We start from the raw sequence: 20,172 nt of genomic DNA, 5'->3' as shown, positions 1-20,172 counted from the left end.
ACTTTAAGATTGCCAGGCCTTCTTTCTATCAAATTAAATCAATCAATTATTTATACATTTCTTCCCTCAGCGCATGTACCCTTGCATCTTCCATATATTCATCAAAATCCATCAAACGGTCGATAGTGCCGTTGGGCGTTATTTCAATTATTCGGTTGGCCACCGTTTGTATAAACGTATGGTCATGCGATGTAATTAATACAATGCCCGGGAAAACCTGGCAACCTTCGTTAAATGCCTGTATGCTTTCCAGGTCAAGATGGTTGGTGGGCTGGTCAAGTGTGATCAGGTTGGGATTTTGCAGCATCATGCGGCTGATCATACAACGCACTTTTTCGCCACCGCTTAAAACATTTGTTTTCTTTAAAATATCATCGCCGCTAAATAACATTTTGCCTAAAAATCCACGCAGAAAAGGTTCATCTGCATCGGTTACATGCGATGGTACATACTGGCGCAGCCATTCTATCAGCGTTAAACCTTCCGTAAAGAATTCACTGTTTTCCAATGGCAGGTAAGCTTTGGTAATGGTGGTGCCCCATTCAAACTTTCCGCCATCGGCATTTTCATTGCCGTTGATTATTTCGAAGAAATTGGTAATGGCCAGCGGGTCTTTACTTAAAAAAGCAATTTTCTCGCCTTTGTTTACACTGAAACTTATTTTATCAAACAGCTTTCTGCCATCAACCTTTTTGCTAAGGTTTTCAACATTTAATATCTGGTTGCCCACTTCACGCAACGGCTGGAAAATAATGCCGGGATAACGGCGGTTACTGGGTTCAATTTCTTCAATCGTTAATTTCTCCAGTGCTTTCTTTCTTGATGTTGCCTGCTTGCTTTTAGAAGCATTGGCAGAGAACCGTGCAATAAATTCCAGCAAGGCGGCACGCTTTTCTTCTGTTTTTTTGTTTTTATCATTTATCTGGCGGCTCATTAACTGCGAGCTTTCATACCAGAAAGTATAATTGCCGGTGAAGATTTTAATTTTCTGACGGTCAACATCGGCCACATGTGTACAAACGGCGTCGAGGAAGTGACGGTCGTGGCTCACCACCAGCACTATATTTTGATAATCAGCCAAAAAGTTCTCCAGCCAGCCGATGGTTTCAATGTCCAAACCGTTGGTAGGTTCATCCAGCAACAATATATCAGGATTGCCAAACAGCGCTTGTGCCAGCAATACACGCACTTTTAAATTACCCGGAATATCCTGCATCAGGCTGTTATGAAATTCTTCGGTAACGCCCAAACTGCTTAATAAACTGGCGGCGCCACTTTCGGCTTCATAGCCACCCATTTCGCCAAAATCTGCTTCCAGTTCCGCGGCACGCATACCGTCTTCTTCGTCAAAATCGGCTTTGGCATAAATGGTTTCCCGTTCATGCATGAGCTTCCAGAGTTTGGCGTGGCCGATCAATACCGTATTCAAAACAGTTTGTTCATCAAACTCAAACTGGTTTTGCTTTAACACGGCCATGCGCTCGCCGGGCGTAATTTCAACAACGCCCTTATTAGGCTCAATCTCTCCGCTTAATATTTTTAAAAAGGTTGATTTGCCGGCACCGTTAGCGCCAATAATGCCATAGCAATTCCCCTTCGTAAAACTCAGGTTAACTTCATCGAACAAAACACGCTTGCCATAAGCCAGCGTAACATTTCTTACACTAATCATTACTTGCCCTTAATTTTTTTTGAAGGCGCAAAAGTAAAGCAAGCGGGCCAATTCATCAAGCCAGGCTAATTTTTAAATACATTAGTTTGCTAATCAGGAAATTAAATAATTTTTTTTGTTGCGATTTCCTTTTGTTTTCAAAATGAATGTTTTACATTTAGGGTTGTTTTTACATTCATCTTTAAAATCAATCACCATGCGCAAATCTGATCTCATTAATAACATATCAGATAAAACAGGCATCCCCAAGGTTGACGTGCTGGTAACCGTAGAAACACTGATCAAGGAAATTAAAGGGAATATTGCCAAAGGAGAAAACATTTACATCCGCGGTTTCGGAAGTTTCATTACCAAAAAAAGAGCTGCTAAAATTGGGCGCAACATTAAAAAGAATATTGCCGTTCACATTCCGGAGCATTACATCCCTGCTTTTAAGCCTTCTAAAGAATTTGTGAATGAAGTGAAGCAAATGCCCGCGGGACAGTAAATTTGCAGCCTTAATAATTCTTCGTGCGAAAACAACAATGGATTTTAGGTTTATCAGGTTTGGCAGTGCTGCTGCTGCTGTTTTTTTTCGGTAACACAATTCCACCGGGTAAGAGCACACCTGCTGCTGCGGCCACAGCCAATGCACCCGCGCATTTAAATACCGATGAAGTTATCTCTCAATTTAAAAGAGGGCTTGATACCCAGCAGATTCAAAAAATAATACAGCTTGAAAACAGTGTAGTGCGTGGTGATGTGCGTGACCAGCAGATTCATGTGTACCACCAGTTATCCTCTTACTGGGCAGATACGCTGCATAATGCCATAATGGGCGCTTACTATGCCGGCGAAGCAGCTAAGTTGGAAAATTCTGAAAAAAATCTCACATTTGCAGCCCATTTGCTGTTAGATGACATGATGTCGGCAACAGATGCCTCTCAGCAGCACTGGCTGGCGGAACAAGCCAAAGAGTTATTTGATAAAGCGCTTGTAATAAATCCCAACAACGATTCCTCAAAAGTTGGCGTTGGTGTTTGTTATATGTTTGGTAATATTTCTGACAATCCCATGCAAGGCATTCTTGCCATACGGGAGATTGCGGATAAAAACCCTGATAACCTTTATGCGCAAATGATGCTGGGCCTTGGCGGTATTCAAAGTGGCCAATACGATAAGGCGGCAGAACGCTTTCTCACCGTAGTAAAAAAACAACCGGATAATATTGAAGCTATTTTAAACCTCGCCAGCATTTACGAACATTTGGGGAATAAGCCTGAAGCGGCAAAATGGTATAAAAATGCTTTAAACTACATTCAGGTACCACGAGCCAGGAAAGAGATTGAGGATAGAATTAAATCATTACAATAATTTAAATCACTAAAACAAAAATTATTTATATGCCTTGTGGTAAAAAAAGAAAACGTCATAAAATAGCAACGCATAAGCGTAAAAAAAGATTAAGAAAGAACCGTCATAAAAAGAAAAACAGATAAATTTGGTTACCGGCGCAATTCACATGCCCTTGCGCCGGTATTTTTCCCTATACTCTGCCTTACCTTTCCTTCCTGGTATTAATGCTGTGTGTACATGCTTGCTGTACAGGCATTTTTTGTAATTATAATTATGGCATAATAAAGAATGAATTTGTGAACAAAGAAATGATAATTAACGCCACCACCAATGGCGTTGAAATTGCCTTGCTTGAAGATAAAAAGCTGGTAGAACTGCATCACGAGAAAGTGGATGCCAGTTTCGCTGTTGGTGATCTGTACCTTGGCAAAGTAAAAAAGTTAATTCCCGGTTTAAATGCGGCTTTTATTGATGTAGGCTTTGAAAAAGATGCCTTCCTGCATTATACTGATCTGAGTCCTTACGCCCGGTCTGTTTTAAAATTTACGCAACTGGCTATCCAGCAAAAAGATAATGAAGTTTTGGATTTTTCAAAATTTGAGGTGGAACCGGAAATAGTAAAAACCGGAAAAATAAGCGAAGTAATAAAAGGCAAACCGGAAATACTGGTGCAGATTTTAAAAGAACCTATTGCTGCCAAAGGCCCCAGGCTAAGCTGTGAAATTTCACTGCCCGGGCGTTTTGTGGTAATAACTCCTTTTAATGATATTGTAGCCGTTTCAAAAAAAATACACAGTTCGGAAGAAAGAAAACGCCTTCAGAAGATTATTGACTCCATCAAACCCAAAAATTTTGGCGTTATTGTGCGCACGGCCGCAGAAGGAAAAAATACAGCAGAATTGCACGAAGACCTTTCCCAGCTTATTCAAACCTGGAAAAGCATTCAGCACAACCTGAAAGCTGCCAAGGCGCCGGCCAAGATTTTGAGCGAGCAGGATAAAACCACCAGCATTCTGCGCGACCTGCTGACGGAAGATTTTAACCGCATTGTTATTAACGACCGTAATGTTTATAACGACACCCGTTCTTACATACAAAAAATAGCGCCTGAAAAAGCGGATATTGTAACCAACCATGTAAATGGCGTACCTGTCTTCGACCAGTTTGGCGTAACCAAACAGGTGAAGGCAGCATTTGGCAAGACCGTTAACCTTCCCAGCGGTGCTTATTTAATTATTGAGCATACTGAAGCGCTGCATGTAATTGATGTGAACAGCGGTTATAAAAGCGTGAGCAATAACCAGGAGGAAAATGCGCTGGCAACCAATCTTGAGGCGGCTGAAGAAATAGCCAGGCAATTACGCTTACGTGATATCGGCGGTATTATCGTGGTTGATTTTATTGACATGAAGCTTCCTGATAACAAGAAGAAATTACAGGAGGCAATGGATGGCTTTATGAGGCCTGACAGGGCAAAACATGCGGTGTTGCCTATTTCAAAGTTTGGGCTGATGCAGATAACGAGGCAGCGCATGCGGCCGGAGATGAGCATTAATACTTCTGAAATTTGCCCTTGCTGCAATGGAACCGGTAAAGTAGCGCCCACATTATTATTGGTGGATGAAATTGAAAACCGTCTTAATTACCTGGTAACCCATCAGCATAAAAACCTTACCATAAACGTTCATCCTTATCTGTATTCGCATTTAACAAAAGGCTTTTTTTCCATCGCCTGGAAGTGGAACCGCAAATACAAAACCCGCATTCGCGTAAAACCCAACCCTGATTATTACTTAACAGAATTTCACTTCTTTGATGCGCAGGAAGAAGAAATAAAATTTTAAGCGCATAATTTCAAGATATTAATCCCCCCGCAAAACGGGGGGATTTTTTATGCATTAAAGGCTTATTAAAAATATTGCCAAATTCAGCTTACCAGTTTAATACTCTCGCCGATGCTTTACATTCGCCATCACAAAAATTCTTGCATGAAAGTTTTCCAATCACTACTGCTGATTGTCGGCGTTTGTTTTTCCCTAGTAACAGTTGCACAGCCGCCCCGCGGCATTCACTGGGCTGCCGATGGCAACAGCTATTATGAGGCTTCCACCGAAGGCATTACAAAAATTGAAATGCCCTCATTTGCAGCAACCTCCATTGTTACTGCCCAACAGTTAACGCCGGACGGTGCAGCACAACCTTTGCCGGTACGTAACTTTTTCTTTTCTGATGATGGCAAAAAACTGCTTATTTATACCAACAGTAAAAAAGTTTGGCGTTATGATACCCGTGGTGATTACTGGATTTTAAATACGTCCAACCAATCGTTAAAGCAGGTTGGAAAATCACTGCCGCCATCTTCACTTATGTATGCAAAATTTTCTCCTGATGGCAACAAAATCGCCTATGTAAGCAATCATAATCTATATGTTGAAGATTTGAATTCAGGCACAATAAAACAGCTTACTACAGATGGCACAGACCGCCTGATAAACGGCACTTTCGATTGGGTATATGAAGAAGAATTTGATTGCCGCGATGGTTTCCGCTGGAGCCCCGACAGCAAAACAATCGCTTACTGGAAAGTGGATGCCACAAAAATTCCCAACTTTTTAATGATCAATAATACCGATTCAACCTATCCTTTTATAAAGCCGGTTGAATATCCTGTTGCCGGCGTTGACCCTTCGCCTTGTTATGTGTATACGGTGAATGTTGCCACCGGCAATTCCGTTAAAATGAATATTCCCGGCGATCCGCAGCAGCATTATATTCCGCGCATGGAGTGGGCGCCTAATTCCTCACGGCTCATCATACAGCAATTTAACCGCAAGCAAAATGAAATAAAGCTGATGTACTGCGATGCTGCTACAGGCGCAGCCAGCGAAATTTATACAGAAACCGGCAAGGCATGGATTGATAATAAAAATGCATGGGCTTATAACAATTTCAAAACCGGATGGGAATGGGTAAAGAAGGGAAGCGCATTTTTATGGGTGAGCGAAAAAGACGGATGGCGGCACATTTATTTAATCAGCAACGATGGCAAAAAAGAAACGCTTTTAACCAATGGCAACTACGACATCATAACATTAAACGGCTACGATGATAAAAGCGGTTATGTGTATTTTATGGCTTCGCCGGATAATGCTACACAGCAATATCTCTACCGCGTAACTATGGATGGTAAAGGCAAGGCCGAGCGTTTATCGCCTGCCAATGAAAGCGGCACGCATGATTATGATCTTTCTCCCAACGGGCTTTACGCTTCGCACGAATTTTCCAACATCAACACACCACCTGTTGAAAACTGGGTAAGCCTGCCGCAGCATAAAATAATTAAACAGGAAGATAATACAGGTTATGGGCGCAGTTTGCCACATGCAGAAATGTTCCAGGTTACCACAGATGACGGCGTTACAATGGACGGCTGGATGGTAAAGCCCACAAATTTTGATTCAACAAAAAAATACCCCGTTGTTTTTTATGTTTATACAGAGCCGGCTTCGCAAACCGTAACCGACAAATATGGCGCTGCATTTAATTTCTTATATAATGGCAACATGGCCGATGATGGTTATATTTATATAAGCCTTGATGGCCGTGGTACCCCTGCACCAAAAGGCGCTCAATGGCGCAAAGCTATTTACAGGAACATTGGCCGCATTAATATCCGCGACCAGGGAATGGCGGCGAGGAAAATTATGCAATGGCCGTTTGTTGATACCAGCCGGGTTGCTATATGGGGCTGGAGCGGCGGCGGTTCTACCACGCTTAACTGCATGTTCCAGTTTCCCGATGTTTATAAAACGGGTATTTCCATTGCGGCTGTTGATTACCAGCTTACATACGATAATATTTACCAGGAACGTTACATGGGTTTGCCGCAGGAAAACAAGGAAGATTTTATTGCAGGTTCACCCGTAACCTATGCAAAAAATTTACAGGGGCATTTACTAATCATTCATGGTACAGGCGACGACAATGTGCATTATAAAAATGCAGAGCTGATGATAAACGAGCTTATAAAATACAATAAAATATTCCAGTTTATGCCTTATCCAAACCGTACACACAGCATAAATGAAGGCGAAGGCACTACAAAGCATTTACGCAATCTTTATACTACCTTTTTACAGCAGTATTGCCCGCCGGGAGGAAGATAAGAAAGACGGGAGATAACGGATGACAGAAAGCGCATTGTGAGCCGTTTAAATTTATTGATAGAGAACACTGAGCAAACAGAGGACATGATCCTCTGTTTGCTTTTTACCCTATGGTAAAAACCATTAAACTTAATTTCATCTGCTTTACTTTGCGTGCATGAGTTCAATAAAAAACCTCCGCATTGTTTTTATGGGCACACCAGATTTTGCTGTTGCTTCATTAGATGCTTTGGTATCGGCGGGCTGCAATATTGTTGGTGTAATTACAGCACCGGATAAACCTGCCGGCCGAGGCATGCAGCTGCAGCAAAGTGCCGTTAAGAAATATGCCGTTGAAAAAAGCCTCACCGTTCTTCAGCCGGAAAAATTAAAGAACCTTGCGTTTATTGAACAGTTAAAATCACTGCAGGCAGATGTGCAGGTAGTAGTTGCCTTTCGCATGCTGCCCGAAATTGTATGGAATATGCCGCCGCTCGGAACCATTAATGTGCATGCATCACTGCTGCCGCAGTATCGTGGCGCAGCACCTATAAACTGGGCTATTATAAATGGCGAAACAGAAACCGGCATTACCACATTTAAACTGCAGCATGAAATTGATACCGGCAATATTTTAATGCAGGAAAAAATACCTATCGGCGAAAAAGAAACAGCAGGAGAATTGCATGACAAGTTGAAAGAACTGGGTGCATCGTTAATTGTAAAAACGATAGAAGCAATAGCAGGCGGCAGTATTCAGGAGAAAAAGCAATCAACCATCAGCCATGAGCTATCGGTTATCAAACATGCGCCTAAACTAAACACGGAAACCTGTAAAATAGACTGGAACAATAATGCATCAGATATATACAATTTAATTCGCGGCTTATCGCCTTACCCGGCTGCTTTTACATACCTGCATGATAAAGTGCTTAAAATTTTCTCTGCGGAAAAAGAAATAGCACCACACAATTTTCCGAATGGTTCGTTTTATACTGATAATAAAACTTATTTAAAATTTGCATGCGCGGATGGTTTTATTTATTGCCGGGATGTGCAGTTGCAGGGTAAGAAGCGAATGCCTATAGAAGAATTTTTACGGGGTTACAGGTTTAACTAGCAAATTTCAGATTGCAGGTTTTCAGTTACAAGTTACCGCCTGCACCTGGTAACGGTTATTCATCACCGCTAAGGGGCACTGTAAAAGCAATTATATTTTCATCGCCAATCCTTTCAAACAAGATACTTCCTTTTAATAAAATAATGCGGTTTTGGATATTCTTTAAGCCAAGCCCTTTCTTTTCGTAACGCAGCTTTTCAAACTCCTGCTGCGTTAGGCCAACGCCATTATGTTTAATAACGAAGCGAAGCCTGCCGCCCGAAAGGAAAGATTGAATATTTAATTCGGTGGCAGCACTATGCTTGATAATGTTACCACATAACTCCTGCAAAATCCTGTAAATGCTGATAGCGCCTTCCGGGTTTTTTGATTCATACGATTCATCTAACAGTGTTGTTATATTTAACTTGCCCGGCTGGTTTAATTTTTGGGTGAAGCTGTAAATGGCTTCATTTAAACCAAATTCTCTTAAAACATTTGAATGCAGGTTATGCGATATAAAACGCACTTTCTGAATGGATTCATTTAATAATTCAATCGACTTCTGAAAAATTTCATTTTCATTCTCTCCCATTTTTTGGGGATGCAGGTTATACAGGTACAACCTTGTTGCCGAAAGCAATGCACCCACTTCACCATGTAACTGGTCTGAAATGCGGTGCCGCTCGGTTTCCTCGCTCATTACCGCAGCTCTTATCAGTTCATTCTGCTGTTCTTCTTTTAAGTGCAGCAGGCTTTGCTGGTACTGGAATTTTTTACGCTGACTGGTATTGAATGCAATTAAAAAACTTATAATAAGCAACAGCATTGCAGCAATAGCCACAGTAACAAATACTGTAATATTAATTGCCGGTATGTTTAGAATTTCCATAAAATGCCCTTGCTATAAATAAACAAAATAGAAGATAGTTGATGTTTTGAACAATATTCCAAACGTATGCAGCATAATGGTTGTTACTATTAATAAGTGCATTATAAAACAGGAACAGCGGAAAACAAACTGCCTCATAAACTGCAAGGCCCGTTACAATAAAAGAAGACATATCAGCCCGTTTGGAAACTTCATCCGTTTTAAGCTTTTTCAAAAAATACAATATGCATAATACCAGCAAAATTAAAGCTTCCAGACTAAAGGTGGTTGAGCTGAATACCGTTAGAAAATCTTCAATGAATATAAAATTGAGCAGCATTAAAATAATAGCCGTGCCGTAAACAACTGGTATAATTTTTTTATTTGGCAATAATTCTAACCGGACAAAAAACCATGTGAAGCAACTGAGCCTGCACACAGAAATGAGTGTGTAATAAAAATGATTGTTATCTATTATTTTAAAGTAAACAGCATAAGAACATACATACAGGCATAGTATTAATGCGAGGTAAATCTTAACCGGTTTTAAATAATAACCCTGCGGCTTTTTAATAAGCCAAACAATTATGGGTAACAAAGTTGCCCATAATTCCGTCCATTGTAAAATGTAAAGAATAAACAAGGTTATGGAAGCAGGCTTGGAGGAACCGGGTTAAAACTTCTGGCCGCTGCGAGCTTGTTATAAATTTCTCCAAGCACTTTTCTCCGGGTGGCGGCATCGAGCTCATTCAGCATCTCGAAGGTCAAATTTTCATAGCCGTCTACTTTTACATTCTTCAGCAATGTTTTTGGGCTTTGCGCTGAAAACTTATACAGCACATAAGGAGATTCATAAAACGGAATTAAGTAATAGGTCTTGGAAGTGTCTAACCCTCCGGGAATGGAATCAAGTGAATAGCTCCATTTTAATGTGGACAGTATAAATGTATCAACTGGAAAATTTACGTTGGACAGCTTTTGTAAAGCTATACTGGTAAACGGCGGGTTAATGTTTGAATTATAAGCTGAAGCATCTGCATAAAAATGCGAAGCATCGTCGGTTTTAAACTGTAAAACAATTATACCACTTGTATAACTGCTCAGCACTCTTTTTATTTCGGCGCCTTTAACAGACATAACAGCCACGGAAACCTGGGCACCGGCATTAAAACATAGATTAGCAGTTATAAAAAAACAAATAATAAAAGGTAGTTTTCTTGTCATAACGGGGCGTTTAACGGCCAAAGATAGCGTCTTCAATTCATTTCTTTTACATGCAGCCAAACCCTCCAAACCTGTTTTAATAAAGTTTGCAATGGCACTGTAAAATCAGCTATCAACTTACACTTATCTTTACCAACTTCTATGCAACTCGCAACATTTTTAGCTAAGCGTATAGCATTTAATAAACAGCATTCCTTTTCAAGGTTTATTATAAAATTAGCCACCGCTGCAACTGCCTTAAGCGTGGCGGCCATGATCATTACACTGGCTTTTGTAAACGGGTTTCAATATGCTGTAAGCAATAAAATATTTAACTTCTGGGGACACTTGCGCGTGCAGGAATATGAGCCTGATAAAGCCATGATTGCTGAAGAAACACCATGGCAGCCCAACGATACAACACTGCAGATACTGCATATTTTTCCACAGGTAAAACAGGTGCAGGCTTTCGCCACAAAGAGCGCTGTAATTGAAAAGAATAAAGAAATAGAAGGCGTGCTGTTTAAAGGTGTTGACACAGGTTATGATTTTAATAACCTTAAAACATTTTTAAAGCAGGGCCGCTTTCCAAAATTTGATACAGCCGGCTACAGCCGGGAAATCTTAATTTCAGAACCTGTTGCCCACGAGCTGCAGATAAAATTGAATGATTCGGTAAATGTTTATTTTATTAACCAGCAGGAAGGCCGGGCAAACGTAAGACGGCTGCAGGTATGCGGCATATTTAAAACCGGTATTGAAGAATACGATAAAACCTTTGCCATAGGCGATATACGCCTGCTGCGCCGCGTGTATAACTGGGATCATGGCGAAATAGGCGGCTATGAAATTTTCCTGAGCGATTATAAACAAATGGACACCATTAATTCCATGCTCTATGAAATGCTGCCGCAGGCATGGATAAGCCGCACCATTAAAGAAATCTATCCTAATATATTCGACTGGCTGCAGATACAGGATGTGAACCGCAACGTAATTTTTACGGTTATGGCCATTGTGGCCATCATTAACCTGGTAACCTGTTTGCTTATATTAATTCTTGAACGCACAAGAATGACGGGCGTTTTAAAAGCGCTCGGCTGCCGCGACTGGGTAATACAGAAAATATTCCTTTATCATGCAGGCATCATAGCAGTACGGGGTATCCTTATTGGCCTTTTATTTGGCTTGGGCATTTGTATTTTACAGCAACAAACCGGTTTTATAAAAATGAATGAAGCGGCGTATTATGTTTCGGAAGCGCCTGTTTATATCATCTGGTGGCAGGTAATTGCGGTTTGTGCAGCCACCTTGCTGGTTTGCTTTCTGGCATTGCTGATTCCAACATGGCTGGTTAAAACCATCAGGCCGGTCAAGGCAATTCAGTTCCGGTAATTTATTTTTTAAGGTGTTATAATTTTTTTGTTTATCAGCTGCAGCATTTCATGGCATCACGGTTGCCTGTCTGCCGTCAGCAGGTGTCACTCCCTTGTACAGTATATCGTTTAGCAGCATTGGCATTATTATTCAAAAAGCTTTACCAGGTTTTACAGTAATATGATACAGGCATTAAACATGTACAAGTACATTTGCAGCAAAGCAAACTTATAACCATGCGCACCGCCAAAGATATCTTACAGCAAAAAGGCACCCAGTTTAATTACATCGATCAAAATGAAAATGTTTTAAATGCGATTGGCCAGTTAAAATCAAAAAATATCAGCTATCTTATCGTTACAGACGATGACAATAAATACATAGGCATATTTTCAGAGCGGGATTATACCCACAAGGTAATACTTGAAAACAGGCATTCCGAAACAACGAAAGTAAAGGAGATCATGACGGCCAATCTTGTAAATGCTTCCCCGGAAGATTCCACCAGCAAGCTTATGCTGCTGATGAACAGTTCAAAAGCAAGATATATTCCTGTTTTTGATGCAGGCAAATTTGTTGGCATTATTACCATCCACGATCTTATGCGGGAAGCCATGGCCGATTATGAACAGGGCAGAAAAGAACTGGAAGCACACCAGATAGAATTCTTAAAATCCAGCAGTTAAACCCTCCGGTATTTCTACAACCCGCTTGGTTATTTCGCCGGTGTAATTACAATATTCCTGTACTCAATCGGCCCGTGATCACCCTGCAATAAAATAGGACCGGGCTCGCCTTCGCGGCTGTTAATAGCGCCGCCGGTAATGCCGGGGATTTCGCGGTTGCAGATAACTGTTTTACCATTGGCCGCAACGGTTACCATTCTTCCTACCAGCGTTATATCGTAGCTCTGCCATTCGCCGGGCTGTTTGGCAGCTATTTCGGTGGGCTCAATAAAACCATAAATAGCGCTGAATACATTTTTAAAAGGTTCATTGCCATTGCTGGCTTCAATCTGCACTTCATACCTGCCGCGCAGGTAAACGCCGCTGTTGCTGCCTTCGGGATAACGGAATTCAATATGCAGTTTAAAGTCTTTAAATGTTTGATCGGTTACCAGGTTTGCACCGGAATGCGGGCTTTGTAATACGCCGTTATTTACTACCCATTGATTGGTGCGGCCCATAGCATGCCAGCCGGATAAATCTTTGCTATTGAATAAAGTAATTGGCTTTTGCCAGGAAGGTGTTGCTGTTGCAGTTAAAGCAGGTGCACGCACGGCGCCAAAGCTCATCGCCTTTCCATTGGGCATGGTTATTTTACCGGCAAGCGTATCTGCATTTAGTTCTGCTTCCACAGAAAGATCGTTTGAACCCTGCTCCCATTGCGGCGGAATGGAAAAGCTTAATTTGTTATTACTGAAATTCACTTTTGATACAGGTCTTGCACTCCCGCCGGTGCCCACAAATTCTCCAATTAATGTGCTCGTACCGGAACGCTGCACCATAAGCCAGGATGGATATTCTTTTCCATTGTCATAAATAGTAATATCCCACCTGCCAATAATGGCAGCTGAATTATCAGTTTGAGTACTGCCGGGTATCGTTCCGCCTAAAAAAATAATAAAGGCAAGGTATATCCTGAAATTCTTTACAAATACATTCTTCATATAGGTTAAATAATTATGGCTAAATGTAGTGGAAAATAGGATAACTGCAAGACCATATACTTTCTTTGTTGTTTTGTAATTGCATTTTATATAATGTACATAATCATTATAAAACACAGGCAGCAATAAAGTTGCGTAACTTACATTTTATTAAAACTAACCTATGAGTATAAAAAAAAGAGTATACATCAGCATGCCTGCTGATCGCTGGCTTACAGCTAACCAAAACAGATTGAAATGGAAAATTGTGGAGCAAATTGAGCTGCAGGGATACATTCCTGAAATTTTTTCAAACACTATCCGCTATATAAAAAACAGTATTGCCAGCCCCAAAGCCTGGAGTGCAGATGCAGCATACGAAATAGCCAGCCAATGCATGGGCGCCGTTATTATCGGGCTGCCAAGATGGTCGGCTGATATTAATAATCAAACACTGCTTTTCGCTTCTGATTTTTGTCAGTACGAAGGCGCTATTTTTAAATCTCTCCAATTACCGGTATTAATTGTGGCCCAATCAAATCTTTTCATGCGTGGCGTTTTCGATTACACCTTCGGGCCAACTATTGGAATATTTGAGGAGCACGAAGATGAAACATGGGTAATAAAAGAACAATTCATGATTGTATTTGATTATTGGAAAAATGAAATGTTCCAAAGGCGCGATATTTTTTTAGGTTATTGCACCCGCTCCGAATCAACGGCTCATCAAATAAGAAATTATCTTGAAACTGAATTAAAAGTAAGCGTTATGGATTGGCAAAGAGATTTCTTGCCTGGAAGCAATATTCTGTTCCAGATACAGGAAGCTGCCAAAAATTGTTTCGCAGGTATTTTTTTATTTACAAAAGATGACTTCCTGGAAGAAAACCAACAGGCTCAAAAAGCCGTGCCAAGAGATAATGTTGTTTTCGAAGCTGGTTATTTTATAAAAGCAAAAGGTAAAGGACGTGTACTGATTATATTGGAAAAAGGCGCTAAAATGCCAGCAGACTTGGGCGGAGACATTTATTCATCGCTTGAAAACATTGAAGATATTTCAACTGTAAAAAACGACATTTTTAAATTTATAGATAAATTGTAATACACCCTATCCAATTTCCGGCTGCAAATGCCTATACACTTTTAGCTGAAAAATCTTAGATAAGTGTATGCTGTATGGAACCTCTTTTAATAGAGCACCCCCAAACTGCCCTCATCTCCTTGTCAAACTTTATCTTTGCGCTCCTTTTATAAAGCGTATGTTTAACAAGAGAACGAAAATTAAAGAGCTGCTGGCAACAGAACCGGCAGGCCGGGAAGTTACCGTAATGGGTTGGGTGCGCACCTTTCGCAACAACCAGTTTATAGCTTTAAACGACGGCAGCACTAACCAGAATTTACAGGTAGTTGCCACCCTGGGTTTATTGAATGACGAAACGCTGAAACGCATTACAACCGGCGCCTCTTTAAAAGTTATTGGGGAAGTAGTGCCAAGTTCGGGTAAAGGTCAGAAGATTGAATTAAAAGCGGCATCAATAGAAATACTCGGCGACAGCGATCCTGAAAAATATCCGCTTCAGCCCAAGAAGCATAGTCTTGAATTTTTAAGGGAGATTGCGCACCTGCGTTTTCGCACTAATACATTTGGCGCTGTATTCCGCATTCGTCATTCATTGGCCTTTGCTATTCATAAATTCTTTAATGACAAAGGTTTTGTTTACCTGCACACACCCATTATCACAGCCAGCGATGCAGAAGGCGCCGGCGAAATGTTTCGCGTAACCACGTTGCCTTTTGATAACCCGCCGCGTAACGATGACGGTAGCATTAATTTCAAAGAAGATTTCTTTGGCAAAAGCACCAATCTTACAGTAAGCGGACAATTAGAGGGTGAGCTGGCAGCTATGGCATTCAGTGATATTTACACGTTTGGCCCAACGTTCCGTGCAGAAAATTCGAATACAACAAGGCATCTTGCAGAATTCTGGATGATAGAGCCTGAAATGGCTTTTTATGATATTGAAGACAATATGAACCTTGCGGAAGAATTCATCAAATATATTATTCAATATGCGATGGATAATAACCGTGATGACCTGGAATTTCTTGCGCAGCGCCTGGCCGATGAAGAAAAACAACTGCCGCAGGATAAACGCAGTGAACTTGGATTGATTGAAAAACTGGAGTTTGTTTTAAATAATGCTTTCGAAAGGATAACCTATACAGAAGCCATTGATATTTTATTAAACAGCAGTCATTATAAAAAGAAAAAATTCCAGTACGAAGTAAAATGGGGCATTGATTTGCAAAGTGAACATGAACGTTACCTTGTAGAAAAACATTTCAAAAAGCCGGTTATCGTTACAGGCTATCCTGCCGCTATCAAGGCCTTTTATATGCGCATGAATGATGATGGCAAAACCGTTGCCGCGATGGATATTCTTGCGCCGGGAATTGGTGAAATTGTGGGCGGCTCGCAACGTGAAGAACGTTATGATAAGCTAACAGAAAGAATGGAAGCCATGCACGTGCCGGTTGAAGAAATGCAATGGTATTTGGATACACGCCGCTTTGGCTCTGTACCGCATGCGGGCTTTGGTTTAGGTTTTGAGCGCATGGTGCAGTTTGTAACCGGTATGACAAACATTCGCGACGTTATTCCTTTTGCAAGAACGCCAAAGAACTGCGAGTTTTAGACAGATTTTGGGCGGCTTCGTTAAGGTAGCTTCTTTTAAAAAAACCTGCCCAAAGTATTGAAGCAAAGAACGTGTTTTGATGAACCGAAATTCGAAACACCCCGTGTTTATGTTTACAAATTAATTACCTGCGCAGCCTGTTTATAAGTTTTGCATGTTTTGGAAAGGCCTGTAATAATTCTTTCTTATCCGCCATTTCAAAGTCAGCAAAATCAAACCCGGGTGCCACTGTACAGCCGTTTAAAATAAAACTGCTTGTTGCCGCACACTCAGCAGCAAACCAGGCGTAAGCAGGCACAATAAACTGAAAAGTTTCCCCTTCGTTAATGGCAGCACCTAATGAGATGCATTCATATTGCCCATCACTGTGCAAAATATGAATATGCAAGGTATCGCCTGCATAATAATGCCAGCATTCATCACTTTTTATGCGGTGAAAAGCTGAAAAATCGCCTTGTTCCAGCAAATAGTAAATAGCAGTAGAAAAATGCCTGCCACCACTAAAACCTTCTAACGCTGTTGCAGGAATAATACCTTTGCTTCTGTACGTTTCAGCATAATAACCACCTTCGGGATGTGGCTGAAGGTTTAATTGCTGTATATAAAAATCAGCGTTATTCATTATTCAAATTTATTTATCTATAGCTAACAGATATGGGGCTTGAAATATTGTACTTGTTGAATAGCCAAATGGAATATATTTAAATATCCATCAAGGCATAAATTCTTTATTATGCAAATATCAGCATCTGTAAAAAGCAGCTTTAACCAGCATACGGTTTTTGTTGAAACGAATGGTGATTCAAAAGCAATTGGCATAAAAGCAAAAGCAAACGGTTATGGATCTTCAATAAATGGCGGTGAATTATTGTTACTTGCATTAGCCACCTGCTTCTGTAATGATATTTACCGTGAAGCCGTTAAAAGAAAAATAGCCGTTTCTGAAGTGGAAGTTATTTGCCGCGGGGAATTTGGCAGCGAAGGAGAACCAGGTAAAAACTTTATTTATAAAGCAAAGGTTATTGCAGATGCGCCTGATGAAATAATTGATGAAATGATCAGGTATGTTGACAGTATTGCCGAAGTGCACAATACATTGAGGAAAGGGATTAACGTAAAACTAAAAAATTAAACTTCATCGGGCTTATTCTCTTCAAGGTCGCCGTTTTCATTCACACTTAAATCAGTACTATCTGACGAAGTCACTTCCGTTGCTTCGGGTTCAGGTGTTTCAACCGTATCAGTTATTGCTTCCCCGGCAACAACAGTTTCTTCAACAACTTCTTCCTCTGCTTCAGCCGTTTTAAAGTCATTTTCATTCATTAAAGTGGGCTGGGCCATCTGTTCTGCAAATACTTCTTTTATTTTTGGAAGGTCTTCAGAAGAGTTAATGCCGAAATAATCCATAAAGCTTTTGGAGGTTGCATATATAAGCGGCTTGCCGGGCAGGTTTTCACTGCGGCCGGTGATCACGATCAGTTCTTTTTCCAGCAGTTTCTGAATACTATAATCGCTGTTTACACCGCGAATGCTTTCTATTTCACCTTTGGTTATGGGTTGCTTATAGGAAATAATAGCCAGCGTTTCCATGGCAGCGGTAGAAAGGCGTTTTAAAAACTTATCCCCGTTAAGCTGTGCTATGGTTTTATGGTAATCTTTTTTGGTGAGGAACTGCCAGCCGCCGCCGCTTTCCTTCATTTCAAAAGGATAAAATTCGCTCTGGTATTTTTCACGAATGCCTTCAATGCAGCTTTCCACCTGGTCTAAATTGATTCGCTCTTCCAGAAAGCCTAAGGCATTATTGATCAGTTCAACAATATCCAAAGCCGTCAATGGTTTTTCACTGGCAAAAATTAAGGCTTCTATATGGGGAATAATTGCTTTAAGTTCCATAGTAAATGCGCCAATTTGATAATGTACTGATTTGCTAATGTAAGGTAACCCGGGAATGAATTAGCACATTTGCTAATTGGCATATTAGCAAATTAACCCTGCAATGCTGCTGCGCCGCTTACAATTTCAGTAAGCTCGGTTGTAATGGCAGCCTGGCGTGCACGGTTATAAGAAATACGCAGGCTTTTCAGCAATTCATTGGCGTTATCACTAGCTTTATCCATCGCCGTCATGCGGGCGCCATGCTCGCTGGCGCTGGCATCAAGCACAGCTTTATATAATTGGGTGTTGAGAATTTTAGGCATTAGTTCAGCCACCAGCCTGTCCTGTTCGGGTTCAAAAATAAAGTCTGCTTTTTTAGCGCCTTTTTTCTGCTGCACTTTGGGAATAGGCAAAAACTGTTCTGCCACAAAACGCTGGGTGGCGGCATTTTTAAATTCGCTGTAAATAATATCAACAGCATCAAATTCTTTATTCTCAAAAGCCTTTACAGCTGCCTGTGCAATCTCCTGCACATTTTCAAATTTCAGGTTAAGAAAAATATCCCTGTAAGTGCTATTGGTTTTATAACCGGTGCGGGTAAGGCTTTCATAACCCTTTTTCCCAAGGTTCCAGATGGTTACATTGCCTTTGGCAAACTGGCTGGCATATTTATCAGCAACAAGCTGTCTTGCCAGTTTTACTATATTAGCGTTATAACCACCGCAAAGGCCACGGTCGCTGGTAATAACTATCAGCAATACTTTTTCAACAGGTCTTTCAGCAGCCAGTTTTATATCGGCGCCACCTTCAATATTACTTACAATATTGCTCAGCATTTCCTGCAGCTTTTGGGCGTAAGGGCGCATTTGCAAAATAGCATCCTGTGCACGGCGCAGTTTAGCGGCGCTCACCATTTTCATTGCCTTCGTAATTTGCTGTGTACTTTGTACGGATGAAATTCTGTTGCGTACTTCTTTTAATTGACCGGGCATATTGCATTTAATTGTTTAAGTTTCAAGGCCTGCGCTCATTTTTAAAACATCAAACCCTAAAACGTGAACTTAATTTTGGGCGCAAAAGTAAGTAATGTTGAGGAGTTAATAATACTTGTTTTTGCCGGCGCCTTCCCTGCCTAATCTTTCCCTGATACCGATGCTGAAAATGCCGCTTTTGGAATAACCATATTCAGCGAAAAACGATTTCCAGTAACCGGCAACAAATGCCATATTTACCCAGCCGTTTTTGTAACTGTCATATTTATCGGTGCTATACGCTTCGTAATATCTTCCATAACCCAGTTCCAAAAACCTGAAAGTATAGCTAATCCTGCTGCCAAAATGTACCGGGGCATCATTGCCGGGAAATATAACCAATTCAGGTGTTAAGCTAAATCCATATAGGCTGTAAGAAATGGCAGGCGCTATTAATACCCGTCTTGGATTTGCCTGCAGGCCGCCTCTCATCTGGATGTAAAACTGGGCGGAGCTTCTGTAAGATAATAAACAGATACAGGCGCATATGGCAGCACGCAAGGCCATGTACAGGCATCGGCTTCTCATAAGATTGGAATTTGCGTAAATTTAAAAAATTCACATAATATTCAGAACCTCAATTTTTTTATGCGCAAATCTGTATGAGTAAAAACTTGTATACCTAATTGATAATTTTTAAGATTTATGTTAATAACTTCTGTTGCCATTACTAAAGTATTACCTTGCAACCCTTTAAATTCTGCCAGTTTGGCTTTAAAAAACCGGCGCACAGTTTTTGACAACAAAAAATTTTTATTGCAAACAGCCAACTTGATATATGCTCAAATTTTTAAATAAGATTTTAGGTGGTAATAAGAGCGAAAAAGATGTAAAAAAGATAGAACCGCAGATTGAAAAAATCAACAACTTTTTTAATCAGTACCAATCGCTTACTAACGACGAACTGCGTGGAAAAACGACAGAATTCAGGCAGCGCATCCAGGATCATTTAAAGGAAATTAATGATACAATTGCGGCAAAAAAAACCGAAGCCGAAGCCCTACCGGAAGATGAAATGATCACCCGCGATACTTTATATAAAGAGGTGGATGATCTGAAAAAAGACCGCGATAAAAAAATTGAAGAAGCGCTGGATGACATTCTTCCCGAAGCTTTTGCCGTGGTAAAGGAAACCGCACGAAGGTTTAAGGAAAACGAACAGATTATTTCGACAGCTACTCAGCTTGACCGCGATTTAAGCGTTAAAAAGCAATATATTA

General features: G+C 40.7%; 19 protein-coding genes and 1 pseudogene. 11 read left to right on the top strand and 9 right to left on the bottom strand.

Annotated elements, in window-relative coordinates; all coding sequences use genetic code 11:
• Positions 1-46: 46 nt before the first annotated feature.
• On the bottom strand, positions 47-1,672 hold the full coding sequence (locus tag ACTHN6_RS19290; RefSeq protein ID WP_440437415.1) for an ABC-F family ATP-binding cassette domain-containing protein: 1,626 nt from the start codon (positions 1,670-1,672) through the stop codon (positions 47-49).
• A gap of 196 nt (positions 1,673-1,868) precedes the next feature.
• On the opposite strand from ACTHN6_RS19290, the gene ACTHN6_RS19285 reads away from it, so the two are divergent.
• From ACTHN6_RS19285 to fmt, 5 genes are all read left to right on the top strand, one after another.
• Positions 1,869-2,159: an HU family DNA-binding protein gene (locus tag ACTHN6_RS19285; protein WP_440437414.1), complete on the top strand. Its 291-nt coding sequence runs from the start codon at positions 1,869-1,871 to the stop codon at positions 2,157-2,159.
• 23 nt (positions 2,160-2,182) lie between these two features.
• Entirely contained in the window at positions 2,183-3,025 is an 843-nt protein-coding gene (locus tag ACTHN6_RS19280) for a tetratricopeptide repeat protein (RefSeq protein ID WP_440437413.1), read from the top strand.
• Between the two features lie 278 nt (positions 3,026-3,303).
• Positions 3,304-4,851, top strand: a complete 1,548-nt coding sequence (locus ACTHN6_RS19275; RefSeq protein ID WP_440437412.1) for an Rne/Rng family ribonuclease — start codon at positions 3,304-3,306, stop codon at positions 4,849-4,851.
• 144 nt (positions 4,852-4,995) lie between these two features.
• Entirely contained in the window at positions 4,996-7,173 is a 2,178-nt protein-coding gene (locus tag ACTHN6_RS19270; protein ID WP_440437411.1) for a S9 family peptidase, read from the top strand.
• Between the two features lie 157 nt (positions 7,174-7,330).
• Entirely contained in the window at positions 7,331-8,272 is a 942-nt protein-coding gene (gene fmt, locus ACTHN6_RS19265) for a methionyl-tRNA formyltransferase (protein ID WP_440437410.1), read from the top strand.
• A gap of 55 nt (positions 8,273-8,327) precedes the next feature.
• Here fmt and ACTHN6_RS19260 read toward each other — a convergent pair whose 3' ends face one another.
• The 3 genes from ACTHN6_RS19260 to ACTHN6_RS19250 are packed head-to-tail and all read right to left on the bottom strand — an operon-like array spanning position 8,328 to position 10,346.
• Positions 8,328-9,143, bottom strand: a complete 816-nt coding sequence (locus tag ACTHN6_RS19260; RefSeq protein ID WP_440437409.1) for a sensor histidine kinase — start codon at positions 9,141-9,143, stop codon at positions 8,328-8,330.
• Positions 9,115-9,765: a hypothetical protein gene (locus ACTHN6_RS19255; RefSeq protein WP_440437408.1), complete on the bottom strand. Its 651-nt coding sequence runs from the start codon at positions 9,763-9,765 to the stop codon at positions 9,115-9,117. Before ACTHN6_RS19255 ends, ACTHN6_RS19260 begins: the two co-directional genes overlap by 29 nt.
• A 2-nt stretch (positions 9,766-9,767) precedes the next feature.
• Positions 9,768-10,346: a hypothetical protein gene (locus ACTHN6_RS19250; RefSeq protein ID WP_440437407.1), complete on the bottom strand. Its 579-nt coding sequence runs from the start codon at positions 10,344-10,346 to the stop codon at positions 9,768-9,770.
• A gap of 141 nt (positions 10,347-10,487) precedes the next feature.
• Between ACTHN6_RS19250 and ACTHN6_RS19245 the strand changes: the two genes are divergently transcribed.
• Together ACTHN6_RS19245 and ACTHN6_RS19240 are read left to right on the top strand one after the other, a co-directional pair.
• Positions 10,488-11,720 (top strand): ABC transporter permease, encoded by a 1,233-nt coding sequence (locus ACTHN6_RS19245; protein ID WP_440437406.1) that lies wholly within the window; start codon positions 10,488-10,490, stop codon positions 11,718-11,720.
• Between the two features lie 218 nt (positions 11,721-11,938).
• Complete coding sequence (locus ACTHN6_RS19240) at positions 11,939-12,388, top strand: CBS domain-containing protein (protein WP_440437405.1); 450 nt, start codon at positions 11,939-11,941, stop codon at positions 12,386-12,388.
• A gap of 29 nt (positions 12,389-12,417) precedes the next feature.
• Here the strand turns inward: ACTHN6_RS19240 and ACTHN6_RS19235 are convergent, their stop codons facing one another.
• Positions 12,418-13,371 (bottom strand): 3-keto-disaccharide hydrolase, encoded by a 954-nt coding sequence (locus ACTHN6_RS19235; RefSeq protein WP_440437404.1) that lies wholly within the window; start codon positions 13,369-13,371, stop codon positions 12,418-12,420.
• Between the two features lie 163 nt (positions 13,372-13,534).
• Between ACTHN6_RS19235 and ACTHN6_RS19230 the strand changes: the two genes are divergently transcribed.
• Together ACTHN6_RS19230 and asnS are read left to right on the top strand one after the other, a co-directional pair.
• Entirely contained in the window at positions 13,535-14,452 is a 918-nt protein-coding gene (locus tag ACTHN6_RS19230) for a nucleotide-binding protein (protein ID WP_440437403.1), read from the top strand.
• Positions 14,453-14,609: 157 nt separating this feature from the next.
• Complete coding sequence (asnS, locus tag ACTHN6_RS19225; protein ID WP_440437402.1) at positions 14,610-16,046, top strand: asparagine--tRNA ligase; 1,437 nt, start codon at positions 14,610-14,612, stop codon at positions 16,044-16,046.
• A 124-nt stretch (positions 16,047-16,170) separates the two neighbouring features.
• Here asnS and ACTHN6_RS19220 read toward each other — a convergent pair whose 3' ends face one another.
• Positions 16,171-16,668 (bottom strand): cupin domain-containing protein, encoded by a 498-nt coding sequence (locus tag ACTHN6_RS19220; RefSeq protein WP_440437401.1) that lies wholly within the window; start codon positions 16,666-16,668, stop codon positions 16,171-16,173.
• Positions 16,669-16,779: 111 nt separating this feature from the next.
• On the opposite strand from ACTHN6_RS19220, the gene ACTHN6_RS19215 reads away from it, so the two are divergent.
• Positions 16,780-17,178 carry an OsmC family protein gene (locus ACTHN6_RS19215; RefSeq protein WP_440437400.1) on the top strand — a complete coding sequence of 133 codons (399 nt, stop codon included), beginning with the start codon at positions 16,780-16,782 and terminating at the stop codon, positions 17,176-17,178.
• On the opposite strand, the gene scpB is transcribed toward ACTHN6_RS19215, so the two are convergent.
• The 3 genes from scpB to ACTHN6_RS19200 all read right to left on the bottom strand — a co-directional run bounded on the left by scpB (position 17,175) and on the right by ACTHN6_RS19200 (position 19,480).
• Entirely contained in the window at positions 17,175-17,939 is a 765-nt protein-coding gene (gene scpB / locus ACTHN6_RS19210; RefSeq protein WP_440437399.1) for an SMC-Scp complex subunit ScpB, read from the bottom strand. The genes ACTHN6_RS19215 and scpB overlap by 4 nt on opposite strands.
• Before the next feature lie 92 nt (positions 17,940-18,031).
• Positions 18,032-18,913, bottom strand: a complete 882-nt coding sequence (gene atpG / locus ACTHN6_RS19205) for an ATP synthase F1 subunit gamma (protein WP_440437398.1) — start codon at positions 18,911-18,913, stop codon at positions 18,032-18,034.
• Between the two features lie 105 nt (positions 18,914-19,018).
• Positions 19,019-19,480 (bottom strand): hypothetical protein, encoded by a 462-nt coding sequence (locus ACTHN6_RS19200; protein WP_440437397.1) that lies wholly within the window; start codon positions 19,478-19,480, stop codon positions 19,019-19,021.
• Positions 19,481-19,730: 250 nt separating this feature from the next.
• Here ACTHN6_RS19200 and secA point away from each other — a divergent pair.
• Positions 19,731-20,172, top strand: a pseudogene (gene secA / locus ACTHN6_RS19195) (preprotein translocase subunit SecA); the annotation flags it as partial.

Source organism: Parafilimonas sp., from assembly GCF_051953455.1.
GTDB lineage: Bacteria > Bacteroidota > Bacteroidia > Chitinophagales > Chitinophagaceae > Parafilimonas.
Note: the sequence above shows the minus strand (reverse complement) of the source record. Positions and strands in the feature narration are given on the sequence as shown.